We start from the raw sequence: 285 nt of genomic DNA on the forward strand, positions 1-285 counted from the left end.
ACCCAACGAAGACAGCGGCGAGGTCAGACTCGACGGCACCAAGGTTTCAGGCACCAAAGCCACGCTCGACGGCAATACCCAGCTGGGCCTGACATTCGCCTATATGCTGACCCCGCACATCGGTATTGAACTGCTGGCCGCCACCCCGTTCAGCCACACCGTTGCGGTGAAGGGCCTGGGCCCGGGTCTTGACGGCAAACTGGCCGACATCAAGCACCTGCCGCCGACCCTGTCGTTGCAGTACTACCCGATGGAACCGTCCTCCAAATTCCAGCCTTATGCGGG

At 61.8% G+C, this 285-nt stretch carries 1 protein-coding gene; it reads left to right on the top strand.

The genetic code is table 11. From position 1 onward, the window contains the following. Positions 1–285: OmpW/AlkL family protein (locus tag EE949_RS22455; protein ID WP_277423374.1), on the top strand; the 285-nt coding region annotated here is incomplete at both ends.

Origin of the sequence: Pseudomonas viridiflava, assembly GCF_900602065.1 — a bacterium.
Classification (GTDB): domain Bacteria; phylum Pseudomonadota; class Gammaproteobacteria; order Pseudomonadales; family Pseudomonadaceae; genus Aquipseudomonas.